The organism is Knoellia tibetensis (assembly GCF_048606415.1).
Classification (GTDB): Bacteria; Actinomycetota; Actinomycetes; order Actinomycetales; family Dermatophilaceae; genus Knoellia; species Knoellia tibetensis.
In genome coordinates, this window is record NZ_JBMBWF010000004.1 from 34660 (window position 1) to 52205 (window position 17546).

The following is a 17546-nucleotide window of genomic DNA, read 5'->3' on the forward strand; positions in this document are numbered from 1 at the left end:
TTCATCCCGCGCGGGATCGTTCGGCCGCTGCGCGCACGTCGTTGGGGTCGGTCATCGCCCACCGGACCGCTGCCGTCGCGGCGTCACCCAGCGGCCGGGCGAACACGAGCTCGGTGACGGGCAGCCATGGCAGCCGCAGCGGACGGCGAGCCCACCGGGGCAGCAGGGCCACGGCTCCGGCAGCCAGAGCGGCATACCCGGGTTTGGCCGCAACGGGGAGCGGCGGGTGGAGCAGCAGGAACCGGGCCGCGTCACGGGAGGCTGCCGTGGACTCGAGCTCCGGACGGTAGGACTCGATGACCGACGCGAGCTGTGCCGTGGTCAGGGGAGGGTCGACCACCCCGAGACGCCTTGCCACCACCGCGGTCTGCTCGACGTAGAGATCCGCCTCGGCGGGCGTGAGCGGCTCGGCGGCATAGCGCTGGAAGGCGGTGAGGAAGCTGTCGACCTCGGTGACGTGGACCCAGCGCAGCAGGTGCGGGTCGCTCGCGGCATACGGGCGTCCGTCGGCGGCCTTGCCACGCACGCGCTCGTGGATGGCGCGCACCCGCTCGATCTGGGTCTCGGCGTGCTGAATCGTCCCGAACGTCGTCGTCGCGAGGAACTCGCTGGTGCGCTGGAGTCGCCCCCACGGGTCGCCCTTGAAGCCGGAGTGGCCGGCGACACCAGCCATGGCCAACGGGTGCAGCGACTGCAGGAGCAGCGCCCGGATGCCGCCGGGGAACATCGCGGCATCGGCGTGCACCCTCCAGATCGGGTCCTCGGGCGTGAACCATCGCTCACCCTCGGCGCCCCAGATGACCGCAGCCTTGGCCGCGGCGTCGTCACCGGCGACGCGGGACCGCAGCGCGGTCGCCAGCTGCTGACGCAGTCGGGCATCCCAGCGGGCACGGGTCGGTTCGGTGGGCACGCGGGCTCCTCGGTGGCAGGGGACTTGCCACCCTAGCGAGGGCGCCTGACAGCAGGCTGGATGCGGCGCAGCTCGTCAGACCCGCGGGACGATCGAATGCCGGCCCTCCCATGAGCCATGCTCGGACAGCGGGCGGAACCGCAGCGTCGTGAACTCGCTGTGGAAGTCGCGACGCTCTCGTTCCGCCATCGCCCCGGCGTGCCGTCCGTCCGCCGCCGCAGCTCCAGCTCCGTGGCCAGCCCGGTCGGCACGACCCTCGACCATGTCGCGCATCTCGGCCACCGACCGCCAGACCGAGAACGTCGAGAACGTCCGCGGAGGACGCACGGCCGCCAGGGCCAACGAGACCCCCGGGGAGTCACGCACCTGCTGCTCCACCGGTCGCCCCCAGGCGAAGAACCGACGCAGCTCGGGCAGCTTGAGGTGCGCGAGCGTCACCGCGACGACGGGCTCGTCGTCGGCCATGACGGAGGCGTTGAGCGGCAGCCGGTGCAGCGCGGTCACCGCGCCCCAGCGGCGCACGAACTCGAGCCGCACGTGCCACCCGTCGGCGAGGTGCCGTCCCAGCGCGTCACTGGCAAGGTGGTCGTCCAACGCCGACTCGGACTCCCACGTGGCAAAGACCGCGAGCCGGCGCAGCTGCAGGCGCTCGAGGGACACCGGCGGCGCGCCGAGCGTCATGAGCGACAGGTGCTCGACGTGCTCGAGGCCGGGGACGGCCCGACCGTCCGCCTGCCCGCGCGCCAGAGCACGAGCAGCGACGGTCACCGGCACGTGGGCGAGATGGAAGCTGAAGATCCCCATGGTCCCGGCGACGCTACGCCACGACCCGCGATCTGGTCCCGCACGAGACGCCGCCTGTCGGCAGGCGTCGCTAGCGTCGGCGTCACAGCCCATCGTCGTCGGAAGGCTCTCCACCATGAACGCCCAGACCAACGCCGGCTCCCTGCTCGCCCGCGCCGTCGAACAGACCGCGAGCCTGCTCGACGAGGTGTCCCCGGACGACCACGACAAGCCCTCGACGTGCAGCGACTGGACCGTCGGCGAGCTCGTCCGGCACGTCGTCGCCTCGCCGCAGAACTTCGTCGACATGTTCTCCGGCAAGGAGGTCGACTGGGCCAACCCGCCCGAGCCCGGTGACGACCCCGCGGCCACCTTCCGCACCCGTGCGGAGGGCCTGCTCGAGAAGGTCGAGGCCGACGAGTCCGGCGGGTCGTCCTCGGCTGCCCTGCCCGAGTTCGCGGTACACAGCTGGGATCTCTCACGCTCCATCGGCAGCTCGACCCGGCTCGACGACGAGGTCGCCGAGCAGGCGCTCGCGTTCATGTCCGCCAACCTCACCCCGGACAACAGGTCGGGCGCCTTCGGACCCGAGGTCGAGGCGCCGGAGGACGCGTCCGTCCAGGACCGGCTCGCCGCCTTCGCCGGCCGGACCGTCCGCACGTCCTAGAGGACGAGCGTGAAGAAGGTGCTGTTCGGGTCCTCGACGTAGGACCCGAACGGCGCACACTCGGTGAACCCGGCCGCCCTGTAGAGCGAGCGTGCCGGCGCGAAGAACTCCATGCTGCCGGTCTCGAGCGAGACCCTCGCCAGCCCGCGCTCGCGCGCATCGTCCAACGCGTGCCGCAGGAGGGCGCCACCCACCCCGCGCCCACGCGACTCCGGTGACGTCCGCATGCTCTTGAGCTCCTCGTGGCCGGGATCGAGCGGCGCCAGTGCCACCGTCCCCACGAGCCGCCCTTCGTCGCGCGCCACCCACATCCGCACACCAGGCCGACGCAAGCCATCGACGTCGAGGGCGTGCCGGCTCTCGGCCGGAGCAGTCGGCGCGAGGTCGTCGAGGTGCGCCTGCAGGAAGGCGAGCAGCTCGGGGTCGCCGAGGTCGGCGTCGTGGATGGTCAACACACCCCGATCCAACAGCCGCCGGCCACCGCGGAACCGCGGGGGTGGAGCGCGACGTGAGTGACCGGCATACGCTCGGGCCCGTGAACAACGACGTCACCCGTATCGACTACACCGGCACCGGGATCTCGGAAGAGGAGATCGCGCCCACCCCGTGGCAGCAGGCCCGCATCTGGGTCGACGAGGCGGTCGAGCGCTCGCGCGCGCAGGCCGACGTCCCCGAGCCCCACGCCCTCTCCGTCGCCACCGTCGACGCCGACGGGCTGCCCAACGTGCGCACGGTCCTCATGCGCTTCTTCGACGAGCGCGGCCCGGGCTTCCTCACGAACACGTCGTCGACCAAGGGCGTCGAGCTCGCCGCGACCTCGGCCATCGCCGTCTCGCTCACCTGGCCGTCGATGTTCCGGGCGATCCGCTTCCGCGGGTATGCCGTGCTGCTCGACCGCGCCGAGGTCGCCGACTACTTCGGCAGCCGCCCCTGGGCCTCGCGGATCTCTGCGTGGTCCTCGCGCCAGTCGCAGCCGGTCGCCTCGCGCGCGGAGCTCGAGGAGGCCTACGAGGCGTATGCCGCCCGCTGGCCTGACCACGGCAACGCGGACGACGTGCCGCTCCCTGACTTCTGGGGTGGCTACCGCGTCCTCTGCGACGAGGTCGAGTTCTGGGGCGGGCGCACGAACCGGCTGCACGACCGCCTCGTCTTCACCCGCACCGGTGACGGCGACCTCGACACCGCGAAAGCGTGGAAGCTGGGTCGTCGCCAACCGTGAGCCGCCACCCCTGAGCCACGCTCGACCCCGGACGGGGCCAGCCCTGAGGCGTCGTCCGCACCCTGCGTGCGCGGATACGCTGGGCCCGACCCACACACGAAGGAGTGCGCACCACCATGACGCCCCAGCAGACCGGCGCCACCGAGGCGCTGACCAGCGAGCAGCACATCGAGACCACCGAGCGCTACGCGGCGCACAACTACCACCCGCTGCCGGTGGTGCTCGCGAGCGGTGAGGGTGCCTGGGTCACCGACGTCGACGGCAAGCGCTACCTCGACTGTCTCGCCGGCTACTCCGCGCTCAACTTCGGTCACTCGCACCCGCAGCTCGTCGAGCGCGCGCGCCAGCAGCTCGGCACCCTGACGCTGACGAGCCGCGCGTTCTTCAACGACCAGCTGGGCCCGTTCGCGCAGGCCCTCGCGGAGCTCACCGCCAAGGACATGGTCCTGCCGATGAACTCCGGCGCCGAGGCCGTCGAGACGGCGATCAAGGTGAGTCGCCGCTGGGGCTACGAGGTCAAGGGCGTGCCCGAGGACCAGGCCAACATCATCGTCATGGAGGGCAACTTCCACGGCCGCACGACGACGATCGTCAGCTTCTCCGACGACAAGGTCGCGCACGACAACTACGGCCCCTACACCCCTGGCTTCCGCGCCGTCCGCTACGGCGACATCGACTCGGTGCGCGCCGCGATCGACGAGTTCACCGTGGCCGTCCTCTTCGAGCCGATCCAGGGCGAGGGCGGCGTCGTCGTGCCGCCCGAGGGCTTCCTGCGCGACCTGCGCGAGGTCTGCTCACAGGAGAACGTCCTCATGGTCGCCGACGAGATCCAGTCCGGTCTCGCGCGCACCGGCACAACCTTCGCCTGCGACCTCGAGGAGGTCGTGCCCGACATGTACATCCTCGGCAAGGCCCTCGGCGGCGGGCTCTACCCCGTCTCGGCGGTCGCGGCCGACAAGGACGTCCTCGGCGTCATCACGCCCGGTTCGCACGGCTCGACCTTCGGTGGCAACCCGCTCGCCGCCGCGATCGGCCACGAGGTATGCCGTCTGCTCGCCACCGGCGAGTACCAGGACCGCGCGCGCCGGCTGGGTGAGCGGCTCCTCGCCGGGCTGGAGCCGCTCGTGGGTCAGGGTCTCGACGCCGTGCGGGTGCGCGGTCTGTGGGCCGGCCTCGACGTCACCCCGGGCGGCCCGACGGGTCGCGAGCTGTGCGAACGCCTCATGGCGCGAGGCATCCTCGCCAAGGACACCCACGGCATGACGATCCGCCTCGCACCGCCCATCGTCATCACCGAGGACGAGGTCGACCAGCTCGTCGCCGCCGTCAAGGACTCACTCGAGAGCTGACTCGCGGCGTCCGCAGCAGGACGGTCCCATGGCCAGGCTCGGCTCGCGCCCCTCGGGGCGGGGCCGGGCCTGGTCGTCTCAGTCCAGCGAGGGCCCGGGCGCCGGGCCCGTCGTCCCTCCGTCAGGCCGGGACCGGCAGGCCGCCACCGTCGCCACGGTGCCAGCGGATGACCTGTGCGAGCGATGTGCGCATGTCGGCCGGCAGGAGGCGGGCGTGGACGCGCTCGGCCACGTCCGCGTCGGCGCCGGCTCCCCCGATGGCGAGCGGGTAGTGCCGCGCCAGCACGCGCAGGGCGCCGCCGTGCGCCTCGAACACGCGCTGGCGGGTCGCGGCCACGATGACGCCCGATGCCCCGACGACACGGCACACGTCGGCCAGCCCCGGAAGCGGGGTGTCGGAGCCGAGGAAGCGTGAGGGCACCCCCGACCGCATGAGCAGGACATGGAAGCACAGCAGACCGAGGTCGTGACGCTCACCGGGCGGGCAGGCCAGGACGACGGGGTCCATGGCGGTCGACGTGGTCTCGGTGTCGGCGAGGGCGGCTCCGGTGAGCCAGGACCGCATCACCTGGCTGGCGAAGTGCTCGGATGCGACCGAGCAGTCGCCGCGCTCCCAGGCCTGGCCCACGGCATTGAGGAAGGGCAGCACGGTGTCGGCGATGGCGGCGTTGACGCCGATCTCTCGTGACTCGTCCCTCAACACGGCGCGCAGCGCGCGCTCGTCCATGGCGCGAGCGGCTGCGAGCATCGCGTCGACCGAGGTCGTCGCCGGGAAGGTTGAGGTCACTTCCGAAGTGTAGTCGTTGCACGCCGGGACCTGCGCTTATGCCATGTCGCGGGTAGTCCGCCCGGCCTTGTCCGGCGCCCGGTGGCAGGCTGGTGCCATGGACATGTCGTCGGACCGCACCCGTCAGGTCGTCGTCACGCTCGCGGAGGTGTTCTGCGTCCTCGGCACGCTCGTGGGCGTCGGTGTCATCGGCACCCGGGTCGAGGAGTCGTCGGGCGGCTCGCTCGCGGCCGACGCCACGCTGCTGGTCCCGGCCGGGCCGGCGTTCTCGATCTGGTCGGTCATCTACGTCGGGCTCGCGGCCTACACCGTGTGGCAGTGGCTGCCCGGACCCGGACGCAGCGAGCTGGCACGTCGCTCCGGGTGGATGGTCGCCGGGTCGATGGTCCTCAACGCCCTCTGGCTCCTCGTGACGCAGCAGGGCTGGATCTGGCTCAGCGTCCTCGTCATCCTCGCCCTCCTGCTGCTGCTCGCCCGGCTCGCGCTCGAGCTCGCCGCCATCGGCGACCACGGGGCAGACGGTGTGGGCACGTGGCTGGTGCGAGGGACCGTGGGGCTCTACCTGGGCTGGGTCGCCGTCGCGACGTTCGCCAACATCGCGGCCGCGCTCGGCAGCTCCGGCGCCAACGTGACGACCGGGGTCGCAGTCGTCGGCGCCCTCGTGGCGCTCGTGCTCGTCGCGTCGGTCGCCGTCGCGCTCATGCGGGCGGAACCCACCCGCTGGGGCGTCGCCGCCGCGGCCGTCTGGGGGCTCGCATGGCTCGCCGTCGGTCGGTTCGGCGACGAGCCCAGGTCCGCGCTCGTGGGCACAGGCGCGCTCGTGGCCGCTGCCGCCGTCGCCGTCGCCGCTGTGGCCTTCACGATGTCCCGCCGGAGCGAGCCTTCGGTCGACCTGCGGTCCCACACTCGCTCAGCTTGAGGCTACGGAGTCCGCGCGGGAGGCGTTGAGCGCGATGGCGTCCGCCATCTCCACCCGCCGGCCACGGGGGAGGTCGTGACCCATCTCGGGGAAGACGAGCAGGCGCGACCCGGGCACCGCGCGCGCCGTCGCGACCCCGCCGCTCGGCAGGACGAGCCGGTCGCGCAGGCCGTGGATGACGAGCGTCGGCACGGTGATCCTTCGCAGCGCGGCGGTGCGGTCGGGGGAGGCGTTGATGGCGTTGAGCTGGCGGTCGCGGCTCACCGACGTCACGGTGCCTCGTGCGGCATGGGCCTCCGCCATGAGCCGCATCTCGTCGGCGTCGAAGTCCTTGCCGGCGATGACCCGGAACGCCTCGACGCTCGCAGCGATGGCCTCCTCGCGGGTCGTCGGCGGGTTCGCCCGGATCTGGCGCACGAGGGCCGGAAGGAGCCTGGCGGAGGTGCGCCCGTAGCGGCGGTGACCCGTGTTCGACATGATCGAGCAGAGCGAGCGCACCAGCTCGGGCCGGTCGATCGTCAGCTGCTGGGCGATCATGCCGCCCATCGAGGCGCCCACGACGTGCGCCGAGTCGATCCCGAGGTGCGCGAGGAGGCCGGCGGCGTCCGCTGCCAGGTCGGCGAGGGTGTAGTCGGCCCGCGCGAGCCGCCGTGCGGCGAGTCCGCGCGCGATGTCCTTCCGGGTCGGCGCGGGCGTCTCGGTGAAGGACGACAGCCCCTGGTCGCGGTTGTCATAGCGCACGACCCGGAAGCCCCGGTCCACGAGCAGGTCGACGAGGTCCTGTGGCCATGCGACGAGCTGGGCGCCCATCCCCATGATGAGGAGCATCGGCTCGCCGTCGTCGGGTCCGTCGACGACGTACTCGATGCGCACGTCCCCGATCTGCGCTGAGGTCATGCCCTCATCCAACCAAAGCGTGGTGAGCCGGCATCCACGGTGCCCGAGGCCGAGCCCACGCACCCAACTAGGCTGTCCGCCGTGCTCCTCCAGCTCACCCAAGTGCTCGTCGCCGTCGCGGCGCTGCTCACCCTCGTGGCCCTGGGCTACACCCTCCTCGACCGGCTCATCGACAACTGGCTCCTCGGGCTCGTCGCGCTCGTCGAGCTCGGCGTCGTCGTCCAACTCGTGCGCGGACTTGTCGGCATCGCCGACCTCAGCGAGCACAGGGCGACGTTCACGGCATACCTCGTGACGTTGCCCTTCGTCCTCGCGATCACGACGCTGGGCGCCATCAAGGACAAGACACGGTGGGCCATGGCCTCGATCGCCGTGGGAGCCTTCGCGGTCGTCGTCATGACGCTGCGCCTGCAACAGATCTGGGACATCTATGCCTGACACCGACGACCACGCGACCGACGCCGCCACGGCCACCGACTCGGGTCGCGGGCCGGGACGCATCCTCGTCGTCGTCTACGGCGTGCTCGCGCTCGCGGCCACCGGGCGATCCGTGCTCCAGATCGTCGAGTACTTCGACCGGGCGCCTCTGGCCTACGTGCTCTCCGCCCTCGCGGCCGTCATCTACATCGTCGCCACGGTCGGGATGGCGCGCGGCGACCGTGCGAGCAACCGGGTCGCGCTCGTCGCCTGCACCATCGAGCTGGTCGGGGTGCTCGTCGTCGGGGCCTTCTCGTATGCCGTCCCGAGCGCCTTCCCGGACAAGACCGTGTGGTCGCACTTCGGGTCGGGCTACGGGTTCGTGCCGCTCGTCCTGCCGGTGCTCGGCATCTGGTGGCTCACGCGGGTGCGGCGCCGGAGCGCCTGACGGCTAGCCGCCGCTCGACTACTTGTCGCTCGACGTCGCCCAGAGGTTGATGCCGGCGTCGACGGCGTGCTTGTCGATCTTCGCGAGCTCGTCGGCCGAGAAGTCGAGGTTCCTGACGGCCAGCAGGTTGTCGTCGAGCTGCTCGACGCTCGACGCGCCGACGAGCACCGACGTCACCCGGTCGTCGCGCAGCAGCCAGGCCAGCGCCATCTGGGCGAGGGTCTGGCCGCGGTTCTCGGCCATCGTGTTGAGCGCCCGGACGTGCTTGAGCGACTCCTCGGTGAGCAGGTCGGGCGACAGGCTCTTGCCCTGCGAGGCGCGCGATCCCTCGGGGACGCCCTTGAGGTACTTGCTCGTGAGCATGCCCTGCGCGAGCGGCGAGAACGCGATGCACCCGACGCCGGCCTCGCCGAGGACGTCGAGCAGGTCCTCCTCGACCCAGCGGTTGAGCATCGAGTAGGACGGCTGGTGGATGAGCAGGGGAGTGCCGAGCTCACGCAGGATCTCGACGGCCTCACGAGTGCGCGGACCGGAGTAGGACGAGATGCCGACATAGAGCGCCTTGCCCTGTCGCACAAGGGAGTCCAGCGCGCCCATCGTCTCCTCGAGCGGCGTCGTCTCGTCGAAACGGTGCGAGTAGAAGATGTCGACGTAGTCGAGCCCCATCCGCTTCAGCGACTGGTCGGCGCTCGCGAGGATGTACTTGCGGCCGCCGCCGCCCTGGCCGTAGGGGCCTGGCCACATGTCGTAGCCGGCCTTGCTGCTGATGACGAGCTCGTCGCGGTAGGGCCTGAAGTCGCGGGCGAAGAGGGTGCCGAAGTTGCGCTCCGCGCTGCCGTAGGGAGGTCCGTAGTTGTTGGCGAGGTCGAAGTGCGTCACTCCGCGGTCGAACGCGCGACGCAGGATCGCCTGCTGGCGCTCGAGCGGGACGTCGTCACCGAAGTTGTGCCACAGGCCCAGCGAGATGGCCGGCAGGTCGAGACCCGACCGCCCGACCCGGCGGAACGGCATACCCGCCTCGTAGCGGTCGGCAGCGGCCTTGTACTCGTCGACGTGGAAGGTCATGCACCCCATTCTGCCCGCGACCACCGTCACGGCGGGGCCGTCCACCTCCCGAGACGCCGATGTCGTATGCCGGTCACGCGCGGCTACCGTGGTGCACAGGTCATGAGTGCCAGCGCGAAGCCCCGGCTTGCTGGCCGGCAACCCTCCAACCGCGGTGGGGTGCCCCGGGTGAGGACCGGGCGCGACGCCGACCGGCGCCGCGCAAGCACGGCACACACAAGGAGCAAGGCCATGGCCGACGACCCCACTTCCGGCACCCCGAACTGGTCCTTCGAGACCCGCCAGATCCATGCCGGGCAGGAGCCCGACGCGGCCACCGGCGCCCGGGCGCTGCCGATCTACCAGACGACCTCCTACGTCTTCAAGGACACCGAGCACGCGGCGAACCTCTTCGCGCTCAAGGAGTTCGGCAACATCTACACGCGGATCATGAACCCGACGCAGGACGCCGTCGAGCAGCGCATCGCCTCGCTCGAGGGCGGTGTGGGTGCCCTCCTCGTCGCGTCCGGCCAGGCCGCCGAGACGCTCGCCATCCTCAACATCGCCGAGGCCGGCGACCACGTCGTGGCCTCGCCCTCGCTCTACGGCGGGACCTACAACCTGCTCAAGCACACGCTGCCGAAGTTCGGCATCCAGGTGACGTTCGTCGCCGACCCGGCCGACCCTGAGTCGTGGCGAGCAGCGGTGCAGGACAACACGAAGCTCTTCTTCGGCGAGACGATCTCGAACCCCAAGATCGAGATCCTCGACATCGAGGCGGTGGCCGCCGTGGCGCACGAGGCGGGTGTCCCGCTCATCGTCGACAACACCGTGGCGACGCCCTACGTGCTGCGCCCACTCGAGCACGGCGCCGACATCGTCGTGCACTCGGCAACGAAGTACCTCGGCGGGCATGGCACGACGATCGCCGGTGTCATCGTCGACGGCGGCTCGTTCGACTTCGGCAAGGACCCCGAGAAGTTCCCGAACTTCAACTCGCCCGAGGAGAGCTACCACGGGCTCGTCTTCGCGCGGGACCTCGGCGTCGGCGGCGCCCTCGGCGCGAACCTCGCCTACATCCTCAAGGCGCGGGTCCAGCTGCTCCGCGACCTCGGTCCGGCGGTGGCGCCGTTCAACGCCTTCCTCATCGCGCAGGGCATCGAGACGCTCAGCCTGCGCATCGACCGCCACCTCGAGAACACCCGCAAGGTCGCGGAGTTCCTCCAGGGGCACGAGCAGGTCGAGTCGGTGCGGTGGGCCTCCCTGCCCGGTGACGACAACTACGAGCTGGCGCAGAAGTACACGCCGAAGGGCTCGGGTGCGGTCCTCGCCTTCGAGATCGCCGGTGGCGTCGAGGCGGGCCGGACGTTCGTCGAGTCGCTGCGGCTGCACTCGCACGTCGCCAACCTCGGGGACGTCCGCTCGCTCGCGATCCACCCGGCGACGACGACGCACTCGCAGGGTCCCGACTCGGACCGCCTGGCGGCCGGTGTGACGCCCGGGCTCGTGCGCCTCGCCGTCGGCATCGAGCACATCGACGACATCCTCGCCGACCTCGAGCAGGGCTTCACCGCCGCCAAGGGCGCGTGAGGCGGGCCTCCACGCCGGTCTGATTGCCCCAGGACCACCGTCAGTGGCCGCTTCTGGCTCTGGTGAGGTGGTCTTGGGGCAATCGGACGTGGGTTTGCCGCGAGAGCTGTGGACAACTCCACGGCCCTTCTCGCGGTTCGCCCTAGCGTCATCGCCATGACGACGATGCGCATCGAGGCGGAGTGGATCGCCCAGCTCGGCGTCTCCCTCGGCGACATCAGCGCGCAGCTGGCGCAGGCGGGCGACGGCGACGAGGACGCATCCGCGTTCGGTCCCGGCGACGCGGCGGCGGCCTTCGACCACCTCATGGCCGGGTGGCGACGGCAGCGGCTGGCCGTCGTGCAGCAGCTCGCGGACCTCTCCGACAAGGCTGCGGTCGCCGGCGCGGCCTTCGTCGAGACCGAGGTGGCGGTCGGCCGGTCGCTCCAGGGCGGACCGCGGTGAGCCGGACCTTGCTGCCGCTCCCCGGCCACCCGCAGCGGCTGCGCATGCTCGCCGACGCCCTCGCCGGCGGCGCCGCTCGCCTGTCGGCGGTCAACACGGTGCTGCTCGGCCTGCGGGCCGGGGTCCGCTGGGACAGCCCCTCGGGCCACGCCTTCGAGGCCGCCGTCCAGGCGCCGCCACCCGTCATCGCCGCCGTCATCGAGAGGTATGCCGGTGCGTCCCGGGCGCTGCGCACCCTCGCCGACGCGCTCGAGACGGCTCAGGACGAGGTGGCGCGGGCGACCCACGCGCACCACGAGGCCTGGCGCCGGCACGACCTGTTCCTCGCCCGGCGTGACGTCGCTGTCGATCCCGTCGAACGCGGCGACCTCGAGCGCGCGATGGACTCGCAGGTCGCCCTCGTCGCCGAGGCCGAGCGGCGTCACGCGCGGGCCGTCGAGCACCACCGCGAGGCGGACCGTTCCTGCGCCCGGGCACTGCGACTTCTGGCGCGGGACGCGATCGACGACACCACGGCATACACGGCGGTCGTCGGGGCGGGGACGGTGTCGAACCGGGTGGCCATGGTCGGCGGGATGCTGCCGGGCCGGCTCAAGCTCATCGGTGTCGCCGGCGCTGCCACGGGCACCCTCAGCGACGCCTTTCTCCTCGTCCTCTGGGACGAGGGCTCGTGGAAGGAGGTCGGCAAGGACGCACTCGTCGCCGTGGGCACGGCCGCGGGCTCGGTCATGGTCGCGGGCTCCGCGCTGGGGGTGCGGGTGGCCGTCCAGGGCGGGCGGCGGGTCTTCACCAAGGTGTGCAACCCGTCCACCGGCATCCGAATCGGCGCCGGGGCGCGCACGACGTTCGACGACTGGGTCACGGGCTGGCGCAGGCGGCTGGGGCAGGACGTCGCGGCGACACCGCCGAGGATCGTGCCGCGGCCGCTGCCGCCGGTGCCGACGGTCGCCCAGCGCGTTGGGCACCGCGCCCAGCGGGCGGTCGACGACGCCTTCCTCGACGGCTGGCGGGCGGCCAGTGCCTCCGGCCACGGGGCGCAGCAGATGTTCGTGGCCGGCATGACGCTCAGGCAAGGACCCAAGGTCGCGAAGCAGGTCGGGGGCGTCCACGACAGGCTCACGACGCCGCCGCCGGGGAACTCGGAGGAGAAGGGCGGACGCCCGACCTATCCTTGAGCGCGTGCCCGAGCCCCGACCCGTCGTCGCCGACCGTGGGCCGGTCGACCCCGAGCGGCTGAGGTACCCCGAGCAGCTGCCCGTCGTCGAGCGACGCGACGACATCCTTGCCGCGATCCGCGACCACCAGGTCGTCGTGATCGCCGGTGAGACCGGGTCGGGCAAGACGACGCAGCTTCCGAAGATGTGCCTCGAGCTCGGCCTCGGAGCCACCGGCCAGATCGGCCACACCCAGCCCCGCCGGATCGCCGCCCGCTCGGTCGCCGAGCGCATCGCCGAGGAGATGGAGGTCGAGCTCGGCGACCTCGTCGGCTACCAGGTCCGCTTCACCGACCACTCGAGCGACCGCACCCGCGTCAAGGTCATGACCGACGGCATCCTGCTCGCGGAGATGCAGCGGGACCGCGACCTGCGCCGCTACGACACGATCATCATCGACGAGGCGCACGAGCGCTCGCTCAACATCGACTTCATCCTCGGCTACCTCAAGTCGCTGCTGCCGCGTCGTCCCGACCTCAAGGTCGTCATCACCTCGGCCACGATCGACCCGGCCCGCTTCGCCGAGCACTTCTCGACCGACGCGCGCGGCAGGGTCGTGCGCGAGGTGCCCGTCATCGAGGTGTCCGGGCGGACCTATCCCGTCGAGATCCGCTACCGGCCGCTCGTCGAGCGCGGCGAGGGCGGGCACGTCGTCGAGGAGCGCGACCAGGTCACCGGCGTCGTCGACGCCGTCACCGAGCTGTGGACCGAGACCCCGCCCGGGCACACGGCGACCGACATCCTCGTCTTCTTCTCGGGGGAGCGCGAGATCCGCGACGCCGCCGACGCCCTCACCGGTCTCGGCCTGCCGAACACCGAGGTGCTCCCGCTCTACGCCAGGCTCTCGGCGGCCGAGCAGCACCGGGTCTTCACCCGGGGCAAGGGGCGCCGGATCATCCTCGCCACCAACGTCGCCGAGACCTCGCTCACCGTGCCGGGCATCGGCTACGTCATCGACACCGGCACCGCCCGCATCTCGCGCTACTCGCAGCGCACGAAGGTCCAGCGGCTCCCCATCGAGGCGATCTCGCAGGCGAGTGCCGCCCAGCGGTCCGGGCGCTGCGGCCGCGTCGCCGACGGCATTGCCATCCGTCTCTACTCGGAGGAGGACTTCGAGAGCCGGCCCGAGTTCACCGAGCCCGAGATCCAGCGCACCTCGCTCGCGTCCGTCATCCTCCAGATGACCTCGCTGGGGCTCGGGGACGTCGCACGCTTCCCCTTCGTCGACGCCCCCGACCCGAAGCAGATCGCTGACGGCGTTCGCCTCCTCGAGGAGCTGCGGGCGCTGCGCGAAGGTCAGGGCAGGCGAGGGGAGAGGCGGCTCACGGCATACGGGAAGACGCTCGCGCGACTGCCGCTCGACCCGCGCATGGGACGGATGCTCATCGAGGCGGGGCGGCTCGGCTGCACCAAGGAGGTGCTCGTCGTCGTCGCCGCGCTGTCGATCCAGGATCCGCGCGAGCGGCCCGTCGACAAGGAGGCGCAGGCGCAGCAGCAGCACGCGCGCTTCAAGAGCGAGACCTCCGACTTCGCCGGCTTCCACGCCCTGTGGCGCTACCTCAAGGAGCAGCAGAAAGCGTTGTCCGGCAGCGCTTTTCGCCGAATGTGCAAGGCGGAGTTCCTCCACTACCTGCGCATCCGCGAGTGGCAGGACCTGCACCAGCAGCTGCGCAGCGCCTGCAAGCAGGCCCGCGTCGACCCCGAGCAGAGCTCGGCGGGCGACGGCGGGGAACCCGACTGGGACCTCGTGCACAAGGCGCTGCTCGCCGGGCTGCTCTCGCACGTCGGCGTCCGCGACGAGCAGAAGCGCGAGTATGCCGGTGCGCGCGGTTCGCGGTTCGCGATCAACCCGGGGTCGGGGCTCTTCAAGAAGCAGCCCGACGTCGTCATGGCCGCCGAGCTCGTCGAGACGACCCGGCTGTGGGCTCGCGTCAACGCCGCCATCGAGCCCGAGTGGGCCGAGGAGGTCGGCGCACACGTCGTCAAGCGGACCTGGTCGGAACCGCGCTGGGCGAAGTCGCAGGGGAGTGTCATCGCCTCCGAGCGGGTCACCCTCTACGGCGTCCCGCTCGTCGTCGACCGCACCGTGCAGTACGGCCGGATCAACCCCGAGGAGGCCCGCGACCTCTTCATCAGGCACGCGCTCGTCGAGGGCGACTGGGAGACCCACCACAGGTTCTGGAAGACCAACGCCGAACTCCTGCAGCGACTTTCGGAGCTCGAGGAGCGTGCCCGCCGACGCGACCTCGTCGTCGACGACGAGGTGGTCTTCGAGTTCTACGACGCGCGGATCCCACCCGACGTCACGTCCAGTCGCCACTTCGACCGGTGGTGGAAGGGCGAGCAGCGACGCCGCCCGGACCTGCTCACCTTCACCGAGGAGCTGCTCACCCGCGACGACGCCGACGCCGTGTCCGCGGGCGACTACCCGCGCACGTGGCGGCAGGGCGACCTCGAGCTCGACGTCACCTACCAGTTCTCACCGGGTGACGCGGCGGACGGCGTGACCGTGCACGTGCCGACCGCAGTGCTCAACCGGGTCGACGCCGCCGGGTTCGACTGGCAGGTGCCGGGGCTGCGCGAGGACCTCGCCGTCGCCCTGCTCAAGTCGCTGCCCAAGGCGACCAGGCGCCACTTCGTGCCGACACCTGACCACGCGCATGCCGCTCTGGCCGCCGCCGACGCCGGGTCGGGCGCGGCCTTCACCGACGAGCTGGCCCGGGTGCTCCGCGAGCGGACCGGCGTCGCGGTGCCGCCGGGGGAATGGGACTGGGCTCGCGTCCCCGACCACCTGCGCATCACCTTCTCGGTCGAGGCACCCGGTGGACGCGTCGTCGCCCGCGGCAAGGACCTCGACGAGCTGCGCCCGAAGTCCGAAGGTGCCGTGCGCAAGCGGATGGCCCGGGCCGGGGCGTCGATCGAGCGACGCGGCCTCACGGGCTGGACCGTCGACGACGTGCCCCGCACCTTCGAGGGGCGCTCCGACGGGCACACCGTCCAGGGCTTCCCGGCGCTCGTCGACGAGGGCACGTCGGTGGCCTTGCGCGTGCTCGACCACCCGGGGACGGCCGCGGCGGCCCACCGGCAGGGCGTGCGCCGGCTGCTCCTGCTCAACACGAGCGCCCCGTGGAAGCGGGTGCTGGCCCGGCTCAGCAATGCCCAGAAGCTCGCGCTCGGTCAGAACCCGCACGGGTCGGTCCCGGCGCTGCTCGAGGACTGCCTCGCCGCCGCCGTCGACTCGATCGTCGCCGACCACGTCGCCGGGGAGGTTCGGACGCGGGCCGAGTTCGAGACGGCGCTCGCGGCCGTGCGGACCCACGTCGTCACCCGCGTCCTCGTCGTCGTCGAGGCGGTCGAGCCGGTGCTCGCCCTCGCGGGTGACGTGCGGCGCCGGCTCGACGCGATCAGCTCCGGTGGGGGTGCGCGCAGCCTCGCCACGACGACGGCCGACGTGCGCGCGCAGCTCGACGGGCTCGTCCGGCCCGGCTTCGTCGCGGACACCGGGCTGGCGCGGCTGACGCACCTCCAGCGCTACCTCCGGGCCATGCTCCAGCGGCTCGAGCGGGCGGCCACGAACCCTCGCGAACCCCAGCTGCAGGCGCAGGTCGACGCGGTCGAGACGGCATACGCCGACCTCCTCGACGCGCTCCCGGGGACCGCCGCCCGGGCGCCTGAGGTGACCGACATCGCGTGGATGATCGAGGAGCTGCGGGTGAGCCTGTTCGCGCAGTCGCTCGGGACCGCGCACCCGGTGAGCGAGAAGCGGGTGCGCAACGCCATCGCAGCCGTGACGCCGTGAGGGAATCTCCGCACCCGCCGGCACGTTTGACCAGACACGTGACCCCCCTGAGAGGCTGTCCCCGTGCAGAACCCGTCTGACCTCTACCGCTTCGAGATCGACGTCCAGCCGCCGACCCGGCAGCCGGGCGCGCTCATCGTGCTCCTCGGCGCCTTCATCGACGCCGGCAACATCCAGCGCATCCTCGGCACGCATCTCGTCGACACGAGCGACGCCGAGGTCGTGGCGACCTTCGACGTCGACGCGCTGCTCGACTACCGCGGACGGCGCCCGGCCATGGTGTTCGACACCAACCGGTGGGAGAGCTATGCGGACCCGTCGATGGTGCTCTACCGGATGCGCGACCGCGACGGCCAGACCTACTACCTGCTCACGGGTCCCGAGCCGGACTTCCAGTGGGAGCGCACGATCGAGGCGATCCGTCAGCTCATCCAGATCCTCGGGATCACCCTCGTCGTCACGAGCCACGGCATCCCGATGGGTGTGCCCCACACCCGTCCCGTCGGCATGACGGCGCACGCGACCGACCCGCGCCTCGTCGGCGACAAGGAGTCGCCCTTCGGCCAGGTGCAGGTGCCGGCGAGCTTCCCGGCGCTGCTCGAGCTGCGCCTGGGTGAGGCCGGGCGCGACGCGCTCGGGTTCGCGATCCACGTGCCGCAGTACCTCGCGCAGGCCGAGTGGGCCGAGGGCGCCCTGGCCGCGCTCAACGCCATCACCGACTCGACCGGGCTCAACCTGCCCAACGACGAGCTCGTCGCCAAGGCCGGCGTCAACAACCGTGAGATCGCGGCCGAGCTCGCCGACAACGCCGAGGCCGGGCAGATCGTCAACGCGCTCGAGCAGCAGTACGACGCGTTCGTCGAGGGCCAGGAGCGCCCGAGCTTGCTCGCGACCGAGGCCGAGGACCTGCCGTCGGCCGACGAGCTCGGCGCCGACATCGAGGAGTTCCTCCGCAACGTCAGCGACGACTGACGCGGGGGCCCCTGGCCTCGACTTCGCACGAGAAGGTCGCACTTCAGGCGGGAACCTTTTCCACATGAAGTGCGACCTTCCCACTTC

At 71.7% G+C, this 17546-nt stretch carries 17 protein-coding genes and 1 riboswitch; of the genes, 11 read left to right on the forward strand and 6 right to left on the reverse strand.

The genetic code is table 11. The annotated features are described in order from the left end of the window. Position 1 precedes the first annotated feature (1 nt). Together ACOJV7_RS15440 and ACOJV7_RS15445 are read right to left on the reverse strand one after the other, a co-directional pair. Positions 2-910 carry an oxygenase MpaB family protein gene (locus ACOJV7_RS15440; protein ID WP_420191112.1) on the reverse strand — a complete coding sequence of 303 codons (909 nt, stop codon included), beginning with the start codon at positions 908-910 and terminating at the stop codon, positions 2-4. 75 nt (positions 911-985) lie between these two features. Next, complete coding sequence (locus ACOJV7_RS15445; protein WP_420191113.1) at positions 986-1714, reverse strand: hypothetical protein; 729 nt, start codon at positions 1712-1714, stop codon at positions 986-988. Positions 1715-1829: 115 nt separating this feature from the next. Between ACOJV7_RS15445 and ACOJV7_RS15450 the strand changes: the two genes are divergently transcribed. Beyond that, positions 1830-2360, forward strand: coding sequence for a TIGR03086 family metal-binding protein (locus ACOJV7_RS15450; protein WP_420191114.1), 531 nt, complete (start codon positions 1830-1832; stop codon positions 2358-2360). Here the strand turns inward: ACOJV7_RS15450 and ACOJV7_RS15455 are convergent. After that, positions 2357-2815, reverse strand: a complete 459-nt coding sequence (locus ACOJV7_RS15455) for a GNAT family N-acetyltransferase (protein ID WP_474543082.1) — start codon at positions 2813-2815, stop codon at positions 2357-2359. The genes ACOJV7_RS15450 and ACOJV7_RS15455 overlap by 4 nt on opposite strands. A gap of 80 nt (positions 2816-2895) precedes the next feature. On the opposite strand from ACOJV7_RS15455, the gene pdxH reads away from it, so the two are divergent. After that, on the forward strand, positions 2896-3579 hold the full coding sequence (pdxH, locus tag ACOJV7_RS15460; RefSeq protein ID WP_420191116.1) for a pyridoxamine 5'-phosphate oxidase: 684 nt from the start codon (positions 2896-2898) through the stop codon (positions 3577-3579). Positions 3580-3695: 116 nt separating this feature from the next. Continuing rightward, positions 3696-4928, forward strand: coding sequence for an ornithine--oxo-acid transaminase (gene rocD, locus ACOJV7_RS15465; protein WP_420191117.1), 1233 nt, complete (start codon positions 3696-3698; stop codon positions 4926-4928). Positions 4929-5049: 121 nt separating this feature from the next. On the opposite strand, the gene ACOJV7_RS15470 is transcribed toward rocD, so the two are convergent. After that, positions 5050-5715 carry a cobalamin B12-binding domain-containing protein gene (locus ACOJV7_RS15470; protein WP_420191118.1) on the reverse strand — a complete coding sequence of 222 codons (666 nt, stop codon included), beginning with the start codon at positions 5713-5715 and terminating at the stop codon, positions 5050-5052. A gap of 103 nt (positions 5716-5818) precedes the next feature. On the opposite strand from ACOJV7_RS15470, the gene ACOJV7_RS15475 reads away from it, so the two are divergent. Then, complete coding sequence (locus ACOJV7_RS15475; protein WP_420191276.1) at positions 5819-6634, forward strand: tryptophan-rich sensory protein; 816 nt, start codon at positions 5819-5821, stop codon at positions 6632-6634. Here the strand turns inward: ACOJV7_RS15475 and ACOJV7_RS15480 are convergent. Further along, positions 6626-7531 carry an alpha/beta fold hydrolase gene (locus tag ACOJV7_RS15480; protein WP_420191119.1) on the reverse strand — a complete coding sequence of 302 codons (906 nt, stop codon included), beginning with the start codon at positions 7529-7531 and terminating at the stop codon, positions 6626-6628. The two genes, ACOJV7_RS15475 and ACOJV7_RS15480, sit on opposite strands and share 9 nt — an antisense overlap. Positions 7532-7612: 81 nt before the next feature. Between ACOJV7_RS15480 and ACOJV7_RS15485 the strand changes: the two genes are divergently transcribed. Both ACOJV7_RS15485 and ACOJV7_RS15490 read left to right on the forward strand, forming a co-directional pair. Continuing rightward, on the forward strand, positions 7613-7969 hold the full coding sequence (locus tag ACOJV7_RS15485; RefSeq protein ID WP_420191120.1) for a hypothetical protein: 357 nt from the start codon (positions 7613-7615) through the stop codon (positions 7967-7969). Then, positions 7962-8396 carry a hypothetical protein gene (locus ACOJV7_RS15490; RefSeq protein ID WP_420191121.1) on the forward strand — a complete coding sequence of 145 codons (435 nt, stop codon included), beginning with the start codon at positions 7962-7964 and terminating at the stop codon, positions 8394-8396. The genes ACOJV7_RS15485 and ACOJV7_RS15490 overlap by 8 nt, the downstream gene beginning before the upstream one ends. An 18-nt stretch (positions 8397-8414) precedes the next feature. Here the strand turns inward: ACOJV7_RS15490 and mgrA are convergent, their stop codons facing one another. Continuing rightward, entirely contained in the window at positions 8415-9461 is a 1047-nt protein-coding gene (gene mgrA, locus ACOJV7_RS15495) for an L-glyceraldehyde 3-phosphate reductase (RefSeq protein ID WP_420191122.1), read from the reverse strand. A gap of 98 nt (positions 9462-9559) precedes the next feature. After that, positions 9560-9675, forward strand: a riboswitch (SAM riboswitch). A 17-nt stretch (positions 9676-9692) separates the two neighbouring features. Here mgrA and ACOJV7_RS15500 point away from each other — a divergent pair. The 5 genes from ACOJV7_RS15500 (at position 9693) to ACOJV7_RS15520 (ending at position 17459) form a co-directional block, all read left to right on the forward strand. Further along, positions 9693-11030, forward strand: coding sequence for a bifunctional o-acetylhomoserine/o-acetylserine sulfhydrylase (locus ACOJV7_RS15500; RefSeq protein WP_420191123.1), 1338 nt, complete (start codon positions 9693-9695; stop codon positions 11028-11030). A gap of 156 nt (positions 11031-11186) precedes the next feature. Continuing rightward, positions 11187-11474, forward strand: a complete 288-nt coding sequence (locus ACOJV7_RS15505) for a hypothetical protein (RefSeq protein WP_420191124.1) — start codon at positions 11187-11189, stop codon at positions 11472-11474. Further along, entirely contained in the window at positions 11471-12649 is a 1179-nt protein-coding gene (locus ACOJV7_RS15510; protein ID WP_420191125.1) for a hypothetical protein, read from the forward strand. The genes ACOJV7_RS15505 and ACOJV7_RS15510 overlap by 4 nt, the downstream gene beginning before the upstream one ends. A gap of 4 nt (positions 12650-12653) precedes the next feature. Further along, positions 12654-16487 (forward strand): ATP-dependent RNA helicase HrpA, encoded by a 3834-nt coding sequence (gene hrpA / locus ACOJV7_RS15515; RefSeq protein ID WP_420191126.1) that lies wholly within the window; start codon positions 12654-12656, stop codon positions 16485-16487. A gap of 63 nt (positions 16488-16550) precedes the next feature. After that, entirely contained in the window at positions 16551-17459 is a 909-nt protein-coding gene (locus tag ACOJV7_RS15520) for a proteasome assembly chaperone family protein (RefSeq protein ID WP_420191127.1), read from the forward strand. Positions 17460-17546 lie beyond the last annotated feature (87 nt).